Annotated in this window: 21 protein-coding genes; 17 read left to right on the top strand and 4 right to left on the bottom strand. The window is 46.8% G+C overall.

The window, feature by feature from the left end; genetic code table 11:
- Position 1 precedes the first annotated feature (1 nt).
- The 7 genes from walK (at position 2) to rlmH (ending at position 6,914) form a co-directional block, all read left to right on the top strand.
- Positions 2-1,843, top strand: coding sequence for a cell wall metabolism sensor histidine kinase WalK (walK, locus tag KNO65_RS12440; RefSeq protein ID WP_074035234.1), 1,842 nt, complete (start codon positions 2-4; stop codon positions 1,841-1,843).
- Positions 1,843-3,225 carry a two-component system activity regulator YycH gene (yycH, locus tag KNO65_RS12435; RefSeq protein ID WP_159563197.1) on the top strand — a complete coding sequence of 461 codons (1,383 nt, stop codon included), beginning with the start codon at positions 1,843-1,845 and terminating at the stop codon, positions 3,223-3,225. The genes walK and yycH overlap by 1 nt, the downstream gene beginning before the upstream one ends.
- A complete protein-coding gene (locus KNO65_RS12430; protein WP_159563198.1) occupies positions 3,212-4,036 on the top strand; it encodes a two-component system regulatory protein YycI in 825 nt (274 codons plus the stop codon). The genes yycH and KNO65_RS12430 overlap by 14 nt, the downstream gene beginning before the upstream one ends.
- A 13-nt stretch (positions 4,037-4,049) precedes the next feature.
- Entirely contained in the window at positions 4,050-4,841 is a 792-nt protein-coding gene (locus tag KNO65_RS12425) for an MBL fold metallo-hydrolase (protein WP_015880241.1), read from the top strand.
- 51 nt (positions 4,842-4,892) lie between these two features.
- Positions 4,893-6,152 (top strand): S1C family serine protease, encoded by a 1,260-nt coding sequence (locus KNO65_RS12420; protein ID WP_159563199.1) that lies wholly within the window; start codon positions 4,893-4,895, stop codon positions 6,150-6,152.
- A gap of 37 nt (positions 6,153-6,189) precedes the next feature.
- Entirely contained in the window at positions 6,190-6,351 is a 162-nt protein-coding gene (locus tag KNO65_RS12415) for a CxxH/CxxC protein (protein WP_015880243.1), read from the top strand.
- A gap of 83 nt (positions 6,352-6,434) precedes the next feature.
- Positions 6,435-6,914 carry a 23S rRNA (pseudouridine(1915)-N(3))-methyltransferase RlmH gene (gene rlmH, locus KNO65_RS12410; RefSeq protein ID WP_074034007.1) on the top strand — a complete coding sequence of 160 codons (480 nt, stop codon included), beginning with the start codon at positions 6,435-6,437 and terminating at the stop codon, positions 6,912-6,914.
- A gap of 208 nt (positions 6,915-7,122) precedes the next feature.
- Here the strand turns inward: rlmH and KNO65_RS12405 are convergent, their stop codons facing one another.
- Positions 7,123-7,701 carry an NAD(P)H-dependent oxidoreductase gene (locus tag KNO65_RS12405; RefSeq protein WP_214784579.1) on the bottom strand — a complete coding sequence of 193 codons (579 nt, stop codon included), beginning with the start codon at positions 7,699-7,701 and terminating at the stop codon, positions 7,123-7,125.
- Positions 7,702-7,876: 175 nt separating this feature from the next.
- Between KNO65_RS12405 and KNO65_RS12400 the strand changes: the two genes are divergently transcribed.
- From KNO65_RS12400 to KNO65_RS12370, 7 genes are all read left to right on the top strand, one after another.
- Entirely contained in the window at positions 7,877-8,419 is a 543-nt protein-coding gene (locus KNO65_RS12400) for a TetR/AcrR family transcriptional regulator (RefSeq protein ID WP_214784576.1), read from the top strand.
- 236 nt (positions 8,420-8,655) lie between these two features.
- Positions 8,656-9,258 (top strand): DUF4230 domain-containing protein, encoded by a 603-nt coding sequence (locus KNO65_RS12395; protein WP_214784573.1) that lies wholly within the window; start codon positions 8,656-8,658, stop codon positions 9,256-9,258.
- A gap of 36 nt (positions 9,259-9,294) precedes the next feature.
- On the top strand, positions 9,295-9,849 hold the full coding sequence (locus KNO65_RS12390) for a GNAT family N-acetyltransferase (RefSeq protein WP_214784570.1): 555 nt from the start codon (positions 9,295-9,297) through the stop codon (positions 9,847-9,849).
- Positions 9,850-10,021: 172 nt separating this feature from the next.
- Positions 10,022-10,267: an acyl carrier protein gene (locus KNO65_RS12385; RefSeq protein WP_214784567.1), complete on the top strand. Its 246-nt coding sequence runs from the start codon at positions 10,022-10,024 to the stop codon at positions 10,265-10,267.
- Positions 10,264-11,670 carry an AMP-binding protein gene (locus KNO65_RS12380; RefSeq protein WP_214784564.1) on the top strand — a complete coding sequence of 469 codons (1,407 nt, stop codon included), beginning with the start codon at positions 10,264-10,266 and terminating at the stop codon, positions 11,668-11,670. The genes KNO65_RS12385 and KNO65_RS12380 overlap by 4 nt, the downstream gene beginning before the upstream one ends.
- Positions 11,671-11,719: 49 nt before the next feature.
- Entirely contained in the window at positions 11,720-13,171 is a 1,452-nt protein-coding gene (locus KNO65_RS12375) for an MBOAT family O-acyltransferase (protein ID WP_214784561.1), read from the top strand.
- 21 nt (positions 13,172-13,192) lie between these two features.
- Positions 13,193-14,107 carry a hypothetical protein gene (locus KNO65_RS12370; RefSeq protein WP_214784558.1) on the top strand — a complete coding sequence of 305 codons (915 nt, stop codon included), beginning with the start codon at positions 13,193-13,195 and terminating at the stop codon, positions 14,105-14,107.
- A 12-nt stretch (positions 14,108-14,119) separates the two neighbouring features.
- Here KNO65_RS12370 and KNO65_RS12365 read toward each other — a convergent pair whose 3' ends face one another.
- The gene (locus tag KNO65_RS12365; RefSeq protein ID WP_031424121.1) at positions 14,120-14,374 is read right to left on the bottom strand and encodes a hypothetical protein; all 255 of its coding nucleotides are present in this window, start codon (positions 14,372-14,374) and stop codon (positions 14,120-14,122) included.
- Positions 14,375-14,446: 72 nt separating this feature from the next.
- Between KNO65_RS12365 and KNO65_RS12360 the strand changes: the two genes are divergently transcribed.
- The 3 genes from KNO65_RS12360 to KNO65_RS12350 all read left to right on the top strand — a co-directional run bounded on the left by KNO65_RS12360 (position 14,447) and on the right by KNO65_RS12350 (position 16,224).
- Positions 14,447-14,923, top strand: coding sequence for a peptide-methionine (S)-S-oxide reductase (locus tag KNO65_RS12360; protein ID WP_214784622.1), 477 nt, complete (start codon positions 14,447-14,449; stop codon positions 14,921-14,923).
- A 118-nt stretch (positions 14,924-15,041) separates the two neighbouring features.
- Positions 15,042-15,563 (top strand): sigma-70 family RNA polymerase sigma factor, encoded by a 522-nt coding sequence (locus KNO65_RS12355; RefSeq protein WP_074035210.1) that lies wholly within the window; start codon positions 15,042-15,044, stop codon positions 15,561-15,563.
- Positions 15,553-16,224, top strand: coding sequence for a DUF3600 domain-containing protein (locus KNO65_RS12350; protein WP_214784555.1), 672 nt, complete (start codon positions 15,553-15,555; stop codon positions 16,222-16,224). The genes KNO65_RS12355 and KNO65_RS12350 overlap by 11 nt, the downstream gene beginning before the upstream one ends.
- A 227-nt stretch (positions 16,225-16,451) precedes the next feature.
- On the opposite strand, the gene KNO65_RS12345 is transcribed toward KNO65_RS12350, so the two are convergent.
- Positions 16,452-16,694 (bottom strand): hypothetical protein, encoded by a 243-nt coding sequence (locus tag KNO65_RS12345; RefSeq protein WP_031424128.1) that lies wholly within the window; start codon positions 16,692-16,694, stop codon positions 16,452-16,454.
- 20 nt (positions 16,695-16,714) lie between these two features.
- Positions 16,715-17,347, bottom strand: coding sequence for an HNH endonuclease family protein (locus tag KNO65_RS12340; RefSeq protein ID WP_074035207.1), 633 nt, complete (start codon positions 17,345-17,347; stop codon positions 16,715-16,717).
- Positions 17,348-17,549: the final 202 nt, after the last annotated feature.

Below are 17,549 nucleotides of genomic sequence, written 5' to 3'. Positions count from 1 at the left end.
GATGAAACGGACGAACTTCTTTAAATCAATCCAGTGGAAGCTCGTCGTCATCTATGCGCTGCTCATTCTCGTTGCGATGCAAGTCATCGGCGTGTACTTTGTGCGTTCTTTGGAACGGCAATACATCAACAACTTCTCGCAGTCACTTGTCGACCGGGCGAACCTACTGAGCTATAACATCAGTGAGGGGACTGCCGCGAACGAGAGTGACTTGACCACGGACCAGCAGTTGAACCAGTTACTGGATCAGCTGCTGTCTGAATTTACAGAGAGCACGACGCTAGCTGACGACATTCGAGAAGTCCAAATCATCGACACGAACAGTGTCGTCCGGGCAACCTCGAACCAAAATAATCAAAGTCTCGTCGGACAACGGACCGCGAGCACGTTCATTCAAAAGTCATTCGCGACAGGCGGGGCGCAAGAGACGCTCGTCTATGAAGATTCAAATGACCGAATGCGCGTCGTTGCCGTTCCGATCAAGTCGGAAGTGGACGGTACGACGACCGGGATGATCTATATCGAGGCATCGATGAAGTCCATCTACAACCAGATGGAACAAGTGACACGTATCCTCGCAACAGGGACGTTGATCGCACTCATCATCACCTCGTTCCTCGGAATTCTCTTATCGCGCACCATCACGCGACCGATTGCCGATATGCGGAGGCAGGCCGTCGAGATGCGGAAAGGGAACTTCTCACGAAAAGTTAAAGTGTATTCGGATGACGAGGTCGGTCAACTCGCTTACGCATTCAATGAATTGACGGACGAGTTGATGGAGGCTAACGCGACGACGGAAGCCGAACGACGCCGCTTGACGAGTGTCCTTGAGAACATGTCCGACGGTGTGGTCGCGACAGACCGCTCGCTACGGGTCATCTTGATGAACGACCAGGCGCGCGACATGATTGGGGTCGATGAAGAAGAGGCGATGGGGACGAATCTACAAAATCTCCTCGCATTCGAAGAGGAAATCATCATTCCGGAAGACGGCACGATGCCGACAAAACTGATTGACCTCAGTACGGACGAAGAATTGTTCCTCGTTCGTGCCTATTTCTCACCGATTCAAAAACATAGTGGACCAATCACAGGTCTCATCGTCGTCTTGCATGACGTCACGGAACAAGAACAGGTCGAACAGGACCGCCGTGAATTCGTTGCGAACGTCAGTCATGAATTGCGGACACCGCTCACGACGATGCGTAGTTACTTGGAGGTTCTTGCAGAAGGTGCTTATCAGGATGAGGAATTGGCGCCACGTTTCTTAGAGACGACGCAAAACGAGACGGAGCGGATGATTCGCCTCGTCAATGACTTGTTGCAGCTCTCGAAGATGGACAGTAAAGAATATAAGATGCAGAAGGTGAAGTTCGACTTCGTGCAGTTCTTTAACGATATCATCGACCGTCATGAGATGACGAAAGGGGATGCGATTCAATTCCGTCGCAAACTGATGAAGCGTCGCGTCTACGTGCATGCCGATCAAGATAAGATGACTCAAGTCATCGACAACATCATCACGAACGCCATCAAGTTCTCACCAGAAGGTGGGACGATTACGTTCCGGACGATGCTTCGGGCGAAACGCCTTGTCATCGGCATCAAAGACGAAGGGGTCGGGATTCCGAAGTCGAACTTAAAGAAAATTTTCGAACGTTTCTATCGTGTCGATAAGGCGCGGGCGCGAAACATCGGTGGTACAGGACTCGGTCTATCGATTGCCAAGGAAGTTGTATCTGCTCACGGTGGCGACATCTGGGCAGAGAGTGAATTTGGAAGAGGTACAACAATTTACTTCACAATCCCGTTCGATACGATTGTGGAGGTGAATGATTGATGAAACGGTTTACGATTGCAAAGCCGGAACTGTGGAAGTCGTTCATTTTGCTCACGTTAATCGTCACGTCGATTGTTCAAACCATCATCTTGTGGGACTACCATCCCACGTATCAGGCCGTCCAATCTGAAACGCAACTCACGACGGTGGACGAGTCATTGCAGCGTCGAGCGGACCAGGTCATCATTCCCGTTCAAGCGGTCGTGCATGACAACAATGCTGTGTTCGCTTCAAAGAATACACCGAAGCAACTGATGCGTGTCATTCGGGATTCGTTTGAAGCGAGTGAGTTCAAGCCGCTCGCTGTGAAAAACGTCCCGAGTTTCTATACGGATATCAACGAGGGACTGGAGTTGATCTTACCGGAGGCCTACTATGCGGACACGCTCAGCTATATGCTTCCGGGAACGTATAGTCTGTCTGGGAAGATTCCACAGCGAATCCTCATCTATATGGATGACAGTGCGTTCAACATTCGTGCCATCATGAGCGACCAGTCCATTTGGGAAGGGAAGTTGACGAAAGTCGGAAACGGCGATGTGAACAGTCTTTTCTTAAAAAACTCGAGTCGAACGATGAAGCGCGTGACGTATACGGATGAACGCGTGAATTATATCCCGGTCGTCGGACCTGAGATGAATGAGTTGTTCGCGTATGACGTGTCGTCGATTCAAATCGACACTCGTCTCGACTGGATGCGAGATACGTTCTTCCCAGGTGACCCGAACGTTCAAGAAGTCGACCCGGCAAGCTCGGTCGGGGCGTTGACGAATGGTGTCAGTGTGGCGGAATATGATGCGAAACTGAACGCCAGTCGCTATCGAAACCTGTCTCGGAATAGCACCGAGCGTGATACAGCAATCGGGTTAGATTCCATTGTGGAATTCGTGAACTTCCACGGGGGATGGGTCGATGAAGCGTCTGAGAATCAAGGGCTGTCCCTTCGATTCGATGCCATCACACCGGCCAATAAAGGATTTGAAACGACCGTGTTCCGTTTTCACGTGAAAGGGTATCCCGTCTTCAGTCAGCGTGAGGCGTTTATCAACAACGATGCCATCGACTTATCCACATTACGTGTGGAAAACGACGGGGCACAGGTCCGGTCAATCACACGTAACCACTTGGAAATCGATCGCCTGATCACAGTCGGCACGACACAGTTGGCTGATGCGGATGAGGTACTCGGTACGCTCATCAACTCCGGACGATTTGAGAACGTGACCGAGATTCGAATCGGTTATGAGATCGAATATAACGAGGACACAAGCCGCTATGTGACGTTTTCACCGAACTGGTTCGTGCGTGAGGCGGGCCGTTGGGTCCCATACAATCAAGGAGACGATTGGACAGAAAGGATGATGTATCGTGGATTGGAGTAAAGCGAAATCGATTTTAATCTTCGCCTTCCTCGCCTTGAACATCTATCTGTTGTTTCAATTGCTGACGGAAACATGGGCGACCGAAGTCGTGACGAATGACAACACCTCGATCACGCAGATTTTAGACCAGCGGAACGTCGATCCGGCAAAATTGCCACGGATGGGTCGAGATATCGGCTATTTGACGGGTTCGTCTGAAGAGATGTCAGCTGCGATGATCACGAAAAATCGGGAGGCGCAGCTCGCGACGACGCTCGACAACATGCAACTCGAAGTCGAGTTGAAACAACCCGTGCCGCTCGATGCGAAGGATTTGCGGACGACCGCTTCGACGTTTGTGGCGGAATATGTTCCGTTTGGAAACGAGTACGCCTACTGGCGCTACGATGAAAAAACGAGACAGGTTGCTTTCGTACAAACATTCGAGGACAACAAGATTTTTTCAGCACCTGAAGTCGAGGGTGGCACGGAAATGTACATCGGTCCTTCCCTCATCCTCATTCAGTTGAACGAGTCGTTCGAAGTGACGGATTATAAACAGCGTCATTTAAAAGACCTCTCCTCAAAAACGCAAGATGACCTCGTGTTGACGGCCAGTGAAGCCATCTCACAACTCGCGTCTCGGAAGTACTTCCAACCGAACCAGGAGATGCGGGCCATCAATACCGGATTTTACAGTTTACCGCTCGACAGCTCTGGCAGTTTGATCATCATGCCACCGCTTTGGTCGATTGGAATTGATGATCAGGTCTACTTCGTCAATGCAATCGATGGAACAGTCGAGCACGTGGAGTTTGAAACGAAAGAATGAAAGGAGTGATTGCGTGACTTTACAGTATAGTGTGTTAGCGAGCGGGTCGACCGGAAACGCCCTCTATATCGAGACGGAACGGACGAAGCTGCTCGTCGATGCCGGATTGACCGGAAAAGCGATGCAACAGCGCATCGAAGCCATCGGTCGGTCATTTGACGGAATCGACGCACTGCTCGTCACCCATGAGCACTCCGACCATATTAAAGGTGTCGGGATATTAGCACGTAAGTATAATTTACCGATTTATGCGAATGCGAAGACATGGGCGGCGATGGAATCACTGATTGGAAAGATTGATCCTGCCTTGAAGTTTCAAATCGAAGTCGGAGATGTGAAACAGTTCGGGGATATCGAAATCGAGACGTTCAACGTGAGCCATGATGCGGCAGACCCGATGTTTTATCAGTTTGCCCATGACGGGAAACGATTAGCCCATATCACCGACACGGGTTATGTCTCGGACCGGATGAAAGGGATCATCCGTGGAGCGGACGACTTCATCTTTGAGTCGAACCATGACGTCTCGATGTTGCAGATGGGGCGTTATCCATGGAGTGTCAAACGGCGAATCCTCGGCGACTATGGCCACGTCTCGAACGAGGATGCAGCCATCGCGATGAGTGAGGTCATCGGTGACCGCACGAAACGGATCTATTTGGCCCATTTAAGTAAAGACAACAACATGAAAGAGCTCGCACAGATGAGCGTCTCACAAACACTCGGTATGCGAGACGTCGACTTAGGTCGAATCAAATTGTGCGACACGGACCCGACAATCCCCACTTCACTCGTTTCTTTATAAGGAAACTTGGGAAAAGACAGTTATCACACTGTCTTGAAGGGGGGACGCGTCGTGAACGAAGAGAGACACCATGAGTATGAACCTCAAGACGTCGAACCTGAAGTACACGAAGCAACAGAAGAGAAATCGACGTATCCGTCTCGGAGCGAATGGCGACCGAAGCAAGAGGAGCACGTACGCCATAAGCCGAGACCAAATATAAAACCGTTGTTACTCGGAGGGGTTGGCGGATTCTTAGGAGCGGCTTTGTTTTTTGTCATCGTGATGCTCTGGGATTCGCCGACCTCTCGTTTTGTGACGAATGAACTGACGCGGACCGAACAGGCCGTCACCGTCACCGAATCGGACGTCACGACCGCTGTCCTTGGGGCGAAGACGTCCGTCGTCAGCATCACCAATATCCAGCGTGCGTTCACCTCGGACTCGCAATGGGAGGCGGGTGCCGGATCCGGTGTCATCTATAAAGTAGAAGGAAACACGGCCTATATCGTCACGAACTTCCATGTCATCGAAGAAGCGGACGAGGTCAACATCGCCTTTTCCGATGGTCAAATCGCATCGGCAACCATTTTAGGCGAAGACCCGCTCAACGACTTGGCTGTCGCTGAGGTCGAGTTACCAAAAAACATCGATGTGGAGCCGATTGTTCTCGGTGACTCCACCGTTCTCCAAGCTGGCGAGACCGTCATGGCCATCGGAAATCCGCTTGGTGTCTTCTCAAACTCGGTTACGCGTGGTATCGTCAGTGGTGTCGAGCGGACGGTGCCGGTCGATACGAACAGCGACGGCTTGATGGATTATAACGCGGAAGTCATTCAGACGGATGCGGCCATCAACCCGGGGAATTCGGGAGGTGCGCTCATCAACATTCGTGGAGAGCTCGTCGGAATCAATTCGATGAAAATCGCCGAGGCGAGCGTAGAAGGGGTTGGATTCTCCATTCCCGTCAACGTGGCGCTACCGGTCATTGACATGTTAGAACGCGACGGCAAGGTGACGCGGGCACAGCTCGGTGTCACGATTCAGGAAGTCATCGCTGTACCCGGAAACGTCCGAGAAGAGTATGGAATCTCCTTCGACCAGGAAGACGGTGTCTTCGTCGAAGAAGTGACACCGGGTAGTCCGGCTGAAGAAGCGGGACTGCGTGTTGGAGATGTCATCACGAAAATCGGAGACCGGGAGATCAAACGATACGTCGATTTACGCGATGCGTTATATCGGGACGCGACGGTCGGTGATACAATCTCCATTGAGTATTTACGTCGCGGAGAAGCAAGCGAAACCGAGGCGACATTAACTGAAGCAACATAAAGAAGCGGCGACGCTTCTTTTTTAAGGAGGAAAAACTGTGGAAAAAAAAGTATGCAAGGAACATGTTGAAATCGCTTTAGACATCATTGTGGATGAAACAGGTGAATACCCGTTGCTAGAGGAATTATCCACAAGTGAACACGTGACATGTGAGTTCTGTGAAGCCGATGCAACATATATTGTGTCAAGCAAAAACTAATTATCAACATGTGGATTTGTGGATAACTCTGTGGATAACCCTATGGATAACTCCAAAAAAACTGTGGAAAAAGGAAGAATTGGATGAATATTTCAATTATCACGGTCGGCAAACTGAAAGAAAAATATTTAAAACAAGGAATTGCCGAGTATACAAAGCGGCTGTCTGCCTACGCTAAAGTGCAGGAAATCGAGGTCTCAGACGAAAAAGCACCCGAGCATTTGAGTGAGGCAGATATGTTACTAGTAAAACAAAAGGAAGGCGAGCGGATTTTGGCGAAGATATCCCCAGATACGCACGTCATCGCCTTGGCGATTCAAGGAAAGCAGCGGACGAGTGAAGAGTTCGCCCGTGAACTCGATCAACTCGCGACGTATGGAAAGAGTAAAATCGCCTTCGTCATCGGAGGATCGCTTGGTCTGTCGGACGATGTGATGAAACGAGCGGATGATACGATTTCGTTCTCGAAGATGACATTTCCCCACCAACTCATGAAGCTCGTGTTGTGTGAACAGATATATCGGGCTTATCGGATCAATCGGAATGAGCCGTATCACAAATAAACGTTATTTCTGAGGTACAGATATTAACGAACTCTCTTCTCTTTGTTATTTACGTGAAGCAAATGAATTTAACAAAAGCGAAGAACGTGACTATTCATGAAAATCATCTAAGTTGGACCTCAAATTTATGTTGCTACTGGCTATTAAAACAAAATTTGAGGTCATGGATGATATATGAATCACAAAAAGTTTGGTTGTGCACTGTAGATTACACTGAAATACGCTTCGCTACTCTATCTAAAAATCTTTTTCTTCGATGATCTTTCCCACTACTCGTAAACGGACTATTCAACCATTTCACATTTTTAAGTCCAATCCCTTTGAATGTTCTACGAATAAGAGTCCCTTCAATGGGATTCCCGGCCAGAAATTTTAAATACCACGTTGGCACTTCAGAAGTAGAAATGACAGTGGTTTTTTTAATATGAGTTAGTAATCCTTTCAATCCAGTAGATTCCTCTACATAGGCAAAATTTTTTAACATGACCTTGTCAAAAAAACCTTTTAAAATGGCTGGAACATCAAACCACCAAACAGGGAAGATAAAAACTAACTCATCACTGTCACTTAGCATCTTCTGATATTGATTCACTAAGGGATCTTGGGATTGACCTTTCGAGTAAAGAGATAAATCAGATTCACTTAATACAGGATTGAATTGATCCTTATTTAAGTCAATGATTTGGTAATCTTTTTTCCGACGGACTAACTGTTCAATTGTTGTATCCATAATAGATTTATTGAAACTACCATGCCATGGATGAGCAAGAATGATTGTTGTTTTCATAGGTAACCCTCCTACTATTTTTAGAATTTAAATAACCTTTAATTTGAGCATATGCTTTTATTTGAACAATTGCTCAAATAATATATCTGCAATATAATGTTAGTGTAGACGCTAGGTCAATAAGTAGAGAGGTATTTATACAAATCCCTCATTTTGTACAAATTAAGGAGTACTTATGCTAAAACAAAAACCAATAAACACGAATTCTAAGAGATCAATCAATCTTTTAGTGGATACTATGTTGGAATTAATGCATCGAACGAATTTTACGAATATCACCATATCAGAACTTACTAAAACTGCGGGATTGGCGCGAAATACATTTTATGCTCACTTTGATACGAAAGAAGATGTACTAACCTATCATATGTATCATATATTTCGACAGAGGATTCAACTTGCCTCAACAGAAGCGAAACAGGAGCAACTTGATTTCGATACGTTGTATTTTGAAATATGGAGTGACAACATCGAGTTTTTAAATCTCTTAAAAGAAAATGATTTACTTCCGATTTTAAATCGCTTTGAGGAACATTTCGATTTACTTTGTACAGATTTTCAAATTTATGAGAATTGCAATGTATCTGAAAAAGCAGAAGTATATGCGAATGCGGTATACGCGGATTCATTAGCAAGCATTGTAAAAAGGTGGATGAAGACTGGCATGAAAGAAACTCCACAAGAGTTAAGTAACATTTTTAAAGAATTCATACGATGAACATTGTTTATGATATTTGTTCGGATCTCAAGCATGATTACTGAACTAAAAAGCATTTGGAGACGAATAATACTGAGTGAGTAGATGGGTCTCAAACCATCTACTCTTTTATTTGAAAAAACTAATTTAATTGAATAAAAATTAAATTTATGGAATTAAAGTAGGTATAATATGTATATGAAGGATTCGTTACATAATTTTAGAAGGTACTTGAATACATTAAAAGGAGATTGATTATGAAAAGAATGATTGGAAGAGTTTCATTTGTTTTACTCACACTCGTCTTGATTGGTGTCATTGCGATTGTAGTGATCAAGCCAGGTGTATTTTCAACTAATCAACAGGCTGATGTATCGCTCGTCAAAGATCGACTCGTCGAATTGACGGAGTTGACAACGTTAAAGTATGAATACAGCAACGTCATTGTCAGTCGAAACACGACATCCGTATCGTTGATCGGATTAAAAGATGTCAAACTAGCGGAAGCAATCAAGCTGATTGAATACTCAGGATACCTCAAGGCGGGTACGGACCTCTCTAGCATGGAGGTCTCTTACAATGACACGACTGAGAAATTGACTGTCACTGTACCTCACTCAACCATTTTGGACAACGTAGCGAATACAGATGATGCTGTAGTGACAGATGTAAAAGGGACACTTTTTTCTGACTACCCCTCGCAATTGATTTTTGATGAAATCAATAAAGAGAAGGCAAAAATGGAAAAGACTAAGATCGATCAAGGTTTGCTGACAGAGGCAGACGAGCGCATTGAAGCGTTCTTGACAGAGTTTTTAAAGAATAGCGGTTATGAAACGGTGGCAATCGAGTTCAAATAATCGTTTACAAATTTTTTATACCACAAGGAGACTACGATGAACGCTACGATTCACCTCCTAACAAATCGACTAGATCCAAACTTTCTAAACACCTTCGAACGTTTTCAGGAAACGCATCGCATCTATGCCGTGGATTCAAATGGTGAGCTTTATCAAAAAGACGAGTACTATATTGATGAATGGGACGATGCGAAAAAGAAACAGGTCATCGAGATTCTCAACTACTACATCGATCGTGGCGGAGTTGTTGTTGCAATCCAAAATGACAAGACGTTACTTGGCTTTGCCGGACTGAACGGACAACCGCTCGGAACGGAAGGCCAGTATTTGAATTTGGGTTTCATTCATGTGAGTCGTCTTTGCCGAGGTCAGGGAATCGGGATGCGATTATTTGAACGTGTCTGTCAGGCAGCAATCGAACGGAGTGCGAAAAAACTATACATCGGGGCGAATCCGGCCGTTGATACGTATCATTTCTACAAAGCGATGGGATGTACGTTTGCCGAAGAAATCGTGCCAGAAGTCTACGAGGCAGAACCACTCGACTTACAACTCGAATATGTTTTATCATCTCCTGAGACTGCATCATAACGATGTGGTCTTTTTCATGCAAAAAATCGCTCAACTTCAAGCTTTATCTCCTATGAAGAATTGAGGATTTCGAAAAATTGTGATAGAATCACAAGGCAAATGATTATCATTATCAGTTGATAAGAATAGATGGAATCGAATAAGGTTGAGTGAATGTGAAAGGATGAATACAATGAGCATGCTTGAAGCATATAACATGGCATTTCGAAATGGATTGGAACTAGAGGACGATGTGGTCCTTGAAGAGATGAAGCTTGGGGAATCGACAGAGTGGGATTCGATTGGACATATGACCCTCATCGCCGAAATCGAGGACGCGTTTGACGTATATATTGACTCGGATGAAATGACAGAGTTCCATTCGTATCAGTCTGGTATTGCGTTGTTGCAACGCCTCGGTGTGGACATCCAATCATGATGCTTTTTCAAACACTCGAGCAGTACACGAATCGTGAGGCGGTCTATGCGGACCGCTCTTATTCATATAGAGAGATGGTGGAAGTCGGGGACTCGATTTGTCAAGAAGTCGGCGAACGGTCGCTCGTCTTCTGCTTATGTGCTAACCGAGTCGAGTCGCTCTTCGCATATATCGGCTTTCTCCGTGGACGGGTCGTCCCGGTCTTGCTCGATGCAGATATTCCAGTAGAACAATTACAGAAGTTGATGGAACGTTATCAACCGACGCACGTCTGGGCTGCTGAGACGAGGGAGGATTTGGCGAACTCGTTGGATGCCTTCTATGGCTATGGTGGCTACGCCTTATTTGAAACCGAAACATCGGTTCGCCACCAACTTCATGAGGAGCTGGCCCTTTTGTTGACGACATCAGGTAGTACTGGAAGTCCGAAACTTGTTCGCCTCACATACAAAAATCTGATGGCGAACGCTTCATCGATCATCGACTATCTCGACATCGATCAGACGGATAAACCAATCACGACCCTTCCGATGAACTATTCGTATGGACTCTCCATCATCAACAGTCATCTGTTGAAAGGGGCGACCCTCATCCTGACAGACCGCTCGATCGTTCAAAAGGAGTTTTGGGAGCTGTGTCGTGCCGAGCAGGCGACGACGTTTGGTGGGGTCCCGTTTCATTATGAGATGTTGAAACGATTGAAGTTTGAGACGTACGACCTCCCAAGTCTGAAGAAGTTGACACAAGCCGGTGGCAAGTTAGATCCGAAGCTTGCGCAGCACTTCGCAACGGTATGTGAAGAGAAAGGGATTCAATTTTTCATCATGTACGGTCAGACGGAGGCGACGGCCCGGATGTCGTATTTACCGGATCGGATGCATGCGAAAAAAGCAGGTAGCATCGGAATTGCCATCCCTGGTGGATCGCTCACGTTGCGTGACGAAGCCGGAAATGACATCAAAGAGGCGAACGTGACAGGCGAGTTGGTATATCAAGGCGACAACGTGTCGTTTGGGTATGCGACCTCGTTAGCGGACCTTTTAAAAGGTGATGACAATCACGGTGTTTTACGAACAGGTGACATGGCGTATCGCGACGAGGATGGATATTTCTTCATCGTCGGCCGAATCAAGCGCATGATCAAACTGTATGGCAGTCGAATCAGCCTAGACGAAGTCGAGGCGCTCCTTCGAGAGCATGGACATGATTGCGTCTGTGCCGGGGAAGACGACCAGCTATACGTGTATACGTTACAAGATGACGTCGCATGCATTCAAAAAATCATCAAAGAACAAATCAAGGTGAAAGGTGTTCGGGTGATGCAGATTGACGAGATTCCGCGGAATGCGTTCGGGAAGATTCGTTATGCTGCATTGCCGAAGCGAGAACTTGTGACCACCTGATTGTCAGGAATCGGTACATCGTCAAGTTTCATAACATCAGGTGGTAAATATGACTTTTATTTCGATTGAATTTCTCTTATTTTTAACCCTCATCGTTGGAACGTACTATGTGGTTCCACATCGATACCGGTGGGTGCTCCTTTTGTTGGCGAGCTATGTCTTTTACGCCACGTTGAGCGTTCAATTCATCCCGCTCCTGCTGATCAGTACTGCCTTTACGTACGTCATCGGGATTTTGATCGAGAAGCAAGAGAGGAAAGAACAGAAAAAACGGCTCATGTGGGTCGGTGTCTCGGTGCTCGTCTTCTTCCTCGGCTGGTTCAAATATTTTAATTTCGTCAATGATTCGCTCCGTTCGTTCGCCGCATGGAGCGGATTTGATTATGACGTCCCGTATAGAGAAATCGTCTTACCGTTGGCGATTTCCTTTTATACGTTCCAGGCCATCAGTTACGTGGTGGACGTCTCGCGCGGGAAGCAAAAGGCGGAGCGTCATTATGGCTATTTCTCGGTCTATTTTGCCTTCTTCCCGCAACTTGTGGCGGGTCCGATCGAGCGGGCGAAAAAACTGTTGCCACAGTTGAAGACGGAGCAACATCTCGACTACGACAACATCAGCTACGGCATCCAGCGCATCATTTGGGGTTTCTTCAAGAAGACATTGATTGCCGATCGGTTGGCCCCGATTGTTGCAAGTGTATTCAATAGTTCGGACCCGACCGGTTCAGAGATTGTGCTCGCGACGATGTTGTTCTCGATTCAATTGTTCGCGGACTTTTCGGCATGCAGTGACATCGCCATCGGCTGTGCACGCTTACTCGGGATTCGCTTATCGGAAAACTTCAAGCAGCCGCACTTCGCCGTATCAATCGCCGACTTCTGGAACCGCTGGCATATCACGCTTTCGATGTGGCTACGGGATTATATCTTCATGCCGCTCGCGAAAGGAAAGAAGAAGCGCGAACAGATTTATGGTGCCATCCTTGCAACGTTTTTAGTAAGTGGCATTTGGCACGGAGCTGCATGGAACTTCGTTTTATGGGGACTCATTCATGGAATCTATCGCGTCTTCGGTGACCATACGAAACAGCAGCGTGAAAAAATGGCGTCATGGGTCGGATTTGACCGTGCGCCGACACTGCATCGGTGGTGGAAAATCGCCATCACGTTCCAGCTCGTCTGTTTCTCACGAGTCTTCTTCCAATCACATTCGATGGCAGAAGCGTTCTCGCACGCTAAACTATATGTGACACCGTCTTCGTGGGCACCGTCAGGCATGATGCAGGCGATTCAAATCTTCTCATTGCTCGATTTGATCATCTTCCTCGTCGTCTTTGTCGTCGTTCATCTGTTCCAACATATCGAGCGGACGAGAGGATCGGCTTGGGACTGGATGGCACGTCAGTCTGCCGTGACGAGCGTAGCCATCAACTTGTTCTTGATTGTCTCGGCGTTCTTGTTTGGCGTCTCGAGCCAAGGATTTGTATACGGTGGGTTCTAAGATGGATGGAAAGGAATTAGCATGAAGCGTTTAGGAATCAAAATAGGTGTCGTGTTACTCGTCATCATCGCAATCTTCATTCCCGTCAACGAGTTCGTGAAAGAGTCGTGGGAGTATAATAATAACCGAGCTGTCCTTGCCTTCAAGGAAGACCCTCACCCGGTCGACATCATCAATCTCGGGACGTCCCATGCGATGTACGGTTATTCATTCAAGTCGCTTGGATTGTCGCATTTGGATTTGGCGTTACCGAGTCAACCGATCGAATATGACTTGAAGATGTTGAAAGAATATGATGAACATCTGAAGCCAGGTGGGGTCGTGATTGTCTCGTTATCACAAATCACGTTCAGCAATTCGGACGTCGGTCGGAAAGAAAACTACTATCGCGTGTTGAAACGGGAAGACTTGGAGTCGGTCAGTTGGTTCAACTACTATACGCACGAACGCTTCCCTGCATTAAACAGTGGGAGTGCCTACGCCGCCATTTCCCGGGAAATCCGAGATTTTCGCTTTGATGTGCATAAGCCATGGGAAAATGGTGGGCTGAATTATTCCGAGCGTAAGTTTGAAGAAGTGGCCGCTCAATACGAGAATGCCGTGAACAATCAAGAGATTGAAGAGAATATGGCACATTTACAAGACATCATCGATTACTGCAAGAAGCAAGGCTATCGTGTCGTCTTAGCGATGGAGCCGGTCCATTCATCGTATCATGCGTATTTTGACGAAGCGATCATGGAACGTCTCGTGTTTCAGCACCTAGAGAAGCTGGATTTAGATGTTCCTTTCCTCAATTACATGGGGGATGAACGGTTCATTCACAAACAATCCTTCTTCCATAACCCGGACCATTTGAATGGGGACGGGCGAACGTTATTGTCTACGCTTGTTTATGAAGATTTGAAGCGGTTGGGGTATGTACAAGGAAAATAATCTGATCTTCATTCAAAAAACGATGCTCGCAAAAGTCCAAAATACCGCTAGCATAGATGCATATGTAATAAATACAGTCTTGCCTGACACTTGTTGCTTAGAGAAACGTTGGAATAATCGATTGGCAATCGTCTGACCGATGACGACAGATAGAAAGATAATCACCATTTCAGTGAATAGTGAAAAGTCGTTACGGAAAATAAACATCATTGCGACAAAGAGAATCATGGAACTGGCTAGCGTGATGAAGAAACGTTGTTTATTCAAGTGAATCTCTCCTTTCTCTCATTGATACGTGTATGCTGAAGAAAAGATTCAACGAAATGGGGGATGGTTCCAATCGAAACAATCTATTTAGCCGGAGGATGTCTATGGGGCGTCCAGGCATTCGTGAAGACGTTACCCGGCGTCCTCTCGACCGAAGCAGGTCGGGCAAATGGGACGACGGACACGTTGGACGGGGAATATGACGGATACGCGGAGTGCGTCAAAACGACGTTCGATCCGGACGTGGTGACGGTCAATGATTTGATGGGCTATTTATTTGAAATCATCGACCCATACAGCATCAACCAACAAGGAATCGATGTCGGAGAGAAGTATCGAACGGGTGTCTACAGTGAGGAGTCACGACACTTGGTGGAGGCGCAAGCGTTTATTGATCGACGATCGGATGCGGAACGAATTGCTGTTGAAGTGAAGCCGCTCACGAACTATGTGCGAAGTGCGGACGAGCATCAGGACCGCCTGACGCGTTGTCCGGACGATTATTGTCATATCCCGAAAGACTTATTAACAAAATATCAGAACGGTTAATTATCAAAGGCGTCTCTTCTGAGATGCCTTTTTCATTTTTTTCCAAATGAGTAAAGCCAAATGCATGTGTTTCCTGTCTAATAAGTGTAAGGGAAAAAACGAAAAGGGGGGACGTTCGATGAAACGTCTCATTCAAAAAGCGCAACGAGGCAATGATCAAGCGTTCTTAAAGATCTTTCAGCATTACGAGGCCGACCTATATCGGATGGCCTACGTATACGTCAAAAATCCGGACGATGCGCTCGATGTCGTACAAGAAGTCGCTTATCAAGCATTTAAAAAGATCGGGACGTTACGGGAACCACAATTTTTGAAGACGTGGCTGATGAAGATCACCATCAACTGTGCGCTCGATGTCATGAAGAAGAGACAAAATGTGATTCAATTGAAGCCGGAGTTTGAAGAGTCAATCGGAATTGCGGAAACGGATTACGCGATAACGATGACACTCGCTGATATGATGGATTCTCTTCATGAGGATGAACGCAGTGTGGTCGTGCTGAAATATTATCAGGACTACACGTTTCAACAAATCTCAGATTTATTGGAATGGCCGATTGGTACGGTGAAGACAACCTTGTATCGGGCCGTCGATAAATTGAGACGAGAATGGAAGGAGGCTGATTGCTATGGATCGTGAGATGAAACGGATGTTGGCGGACATTGAAATCCCAAGTGAACTGCGTGAGCGGAGTCGCAAAGGTGTGAAGCGAGCGAAACAAGAAATGCGCCGGGAACCAGGATTTATCCGTCGGCGGTTGATGACGGTCGGAATCGCAGCGGCACTCCTTATTCCGACTGGTGCATTCGCTTATCAATCCCTCTTGGCGGATGAGTTATACGGTTCGTTTGACGAGATGAAAGTACATATCGTCAGCGCTACTTTAGAGAAATATTTGTTATTGGATGCCAAATTGAATCAAGCGAAAGGAGTATTGGGTGAGGCAGAATATAAAGAGTTCGAGCGAGGTCTGAGCGCCTTCACGGATACGCGAATCGCTTATGGAAATACGAACGGAAATGTCGATTATGAAGCGATTCCGAAGGCGGAACGAGCGGAAGTGAAGCAGGCACTTGCTGATCTTCAGCCATACTTCGATCAATTGAACGATCAGCCTGCTGCACGTGATGTGTTGACTGCTGACGAATATGACGCATATATCGAAGCGCTTATGCGAGAAGAATCGATTCGAGTACGTGCTGGGGAGTATGTCGAAGACATGCCGGATGAGTTGCGACAGTCTTATGAAGAGGCACTCGCGATTATTCGAGAGGTCGATCGGAAGCAACAACAAAACTAGTCATGGTTCATAAGGATGGGAAAATATGTTATCTTCATCATGTTCTAATTCAGAAAATGAAAAAGAGGTACAAACATGTTCACATTCGGAATCATTGGAGGTGCAAGTCTTCTTTTAGTGGCGTTCGTCTTCGGCGTGACATATCTTGTGGTCCGATCCATTGTAAAAATGATGAAAAAGTAAAAGAAGGAGGTGGTCACTCAAATCGAGTGATCAACTCCTTCTTTTTACGTCCGTTCGAGAACATTCACGAGCATCTGATGGATGACAGTATGATCGTTCGGGTCATGAAGCTGATAGGGACTGCCGGGGAGCGTATATACATCTTTCGCTCCGACGTACGTGATGTGGAGTGTCAAGGAACCATCTTCCTGACACGCCGTCGTCAGTTCCAACTCACCACTGATGACACCGACTTCTTCCGTCATGACACCGTGGGTTGCCTTAAAGATTGAAGTGATTTCGTTCATTCGAAGACTCCTTTTCTAACTCAGTAACTGCAAGCATTGATGGCTGTCGTGAGTGCTGACTTCTCTGCTGATTGAAGGCTCAAGCCCCAACGACTCTTCGTTTCGACCCACATCTTCGCATACGCACAGCGAGCGCCGGTGCGAGGGGGTTGCCATGTCGACGGATCTTGGTCTCCTTTTGAGCGGTTCGATGAAGCGGACACCGCAATCAATTGAGGACCGTTCAAGTCGTTCGCAAAGCTTTGACGTTTTGTCGTCGTCCAGCTGCTTGCGCCAGAGCGCCATGCTTCAGCGAGCGGAACGACGTGGTCGATATCAATGTCAGAGGCTGAGGTGAACGTGATTCCGTCATAGTAACTGTACCATGAGCCAGTCGCAACCGGACATTCGTCGACGACCGAGTCAGCGTCTCGTTTCAAGACGATGTGACGCGTGTTACAACCGCTTCCTTGACTCGACCAGTGCGGGAAGAGGTCACGACTATACCCCGTCATCGACCCTTCATTTTTGACAGTGAGGGCATTCAGTTTCGTGAGCGCGTCCGCTTTCGATGGGATGTTCGGTGGGAAAGCAGAGACTGGTGTAGCGTCAAACGATGCGGAAATCCAGACGAGCAAGGCGACAAGTGCGACAGACATAAGTTTCTTCAACATATAAAGCCTCCTACTATGTATTTGGAATGAACACTTGTCGAGCAAGTGGGCAACCTTTCATCAAACAACTAGTGAGACAAACATCACGCGATAAATTCAACTTGATCATACACAGGACGATTTTGAAAAAGTGTGAAAATCTGCAAAATGATTAGAAAGACTATCGCAAATCCTTCTCTAGCATTAATGGACAATCCGGTGT

The organism is Exiguobacterium sp. S3 (assembly GCF_018617295.1).
Classification (GTDB): domain Bacteria; phylum Bacillota; class Bacilli; order Exiguobacteriales; family Exiguobacteriaceae; genus Exiguobacterium; species Exiguobacterium profundum.
The sequence above is the reverse complement of the archived record's forward strand: the minus strand, read 5'-3'. Positions and strand labels throughout refer to the sequence as shown.